Here is a 1,279-nt window from a genome sequence, read left to right as displayed (position 1 = left end):
GGTATGCGGTGATGAGCAATCACACGCATCTTGTGTTGTATGTGTAGTGGTCAACTAATCCCGGACAGTAAATAAAGTTTTTCTTCCGCAACTGCTGGCGCGAGCATTTCGTTGTTGCTGTGCGGCCTTTTCCAGTTGTAATAGTCCATTAAATAGTAACTAATATCTCTTTCAGCTTCTTTGAAGGATTCATAGCCAGCTACAGGAACCCACTCTGTTTTTAAACTTCTGAATAGCCTTTCCATTGGTGCATTGTCCCAGCAATTACCTCGGCGACTCATGCTTTGAGTCATACGATAGCGCCATAATTTTTGCCTGAACTTTGTGGCGACATACTGACTGCCCTGATCAGAATGGAACAACACGCCTGATGGTCGACCTCTTTGCTCATAGGCTCTGTCTAACGCTTTAATGGATAAGTTAGCATCTGGTTTATGAGACATAGCCCAGCCCACTACACGGCGTGTGCATAAATCCAATACCACAGCCAGATAGGCCCATTTCCTGCCGGTCCAGATGTAGGTTATATCACCGCACCACACTTGATCTGGCGAACTAACATCAAACTCCCTGTTTAGACGGTTGGGTATATCCTGTCTTTCAACGGTTGCTTTTTTATAGCTATGTGAACCTGGCTGCTTGCATATGAGCTGCATGTCCTTCATAACGCGCCTGATTTTAAAAAGGCCTGCTGTTATTTCTGAGTCAGCCAGCATAGCCATAATTGTTCGGCTGCCCGCTGAGTTCCGGCTTAATGTGAACAGCTCATTTATTCTTGCTCGTAACGTAAGTTCATTGGTGTTGACCGACTTCACTCGATGTTTATAGTCGTAATAACTCGAACGTGGAACGTTAAAGGTTTCGCAGACCAATTCAACAGGCTCAAACTCACTTAACTGGTCTACTATCGAGTATTGTTCATCTCGTCTGACATCAAGAGAGCTGTAGCCTTTTTTAGTATGGACTTTTCACGTTCCAAGCGATTAATTCGCGCTTCAAGTTCTTGAATTTTCTGCTGCTCAGGCGATAAAGCTTTCGACTGGGGTGTTTCACCACCACGTTCTTGCTTCAGCTGCTGAACCCAGCGCCTCAAAGCTGTTTCGCCAACATCCAGAGACCGACATGCTTCGGGTACTGAGTATCCTTCATCCAGCACCAATGCAGCGGCTTCCAATTTAAATTCCTGTGTAAAAGTACGACGTTTTCTGGTCATAGACACCTCTCATTGAGTGGTAATAATACCACCTAAAATAGTGTCCGGTTTTATTGAATCACAACA

At 44.8% G+C, this 1,279-nt stretch carries 1 protein-coding gene; it reads right to left on the bottom strand.

The window, feature by feature from the left end; all coding sequences use genetic code 11:
* Positions 1-50: 50 nt before the first annotated feature.
* Positions 51-1,213, bottom strand: a protein-coding gene (locus CWB98_RS22910) for an IS3 family transposase (RefSeq protein ID WP_138546911.1) whose coding sequence is annotated in 2 segments (ribosomal slippage) — positions 51-958 and positions 958-1,213 — 1,164 coding nt in all. Because the reading frame shifts where the segments join, the coding sequence is not laid out codon by codon here.
* Between the last annotated feature and the right edge of the window lie 66 nt (positions 1,214-1,279).

This window comes from Pseudoalteromonas rubra, assembly GCF_005887115.1.
Taxonomy (GTDB): Bacteria; Pseudomonadota; Gammaproteobacteria; order Enterobacterales; family Alteromonadaceae; genus Pseudoalteromonas; species Pseudoalteromonas rubra_F.
Note: the sequence above shows the minus strand (reverse complement) of the source record. Positions and strands in the feature narration are given on the sequence as shown.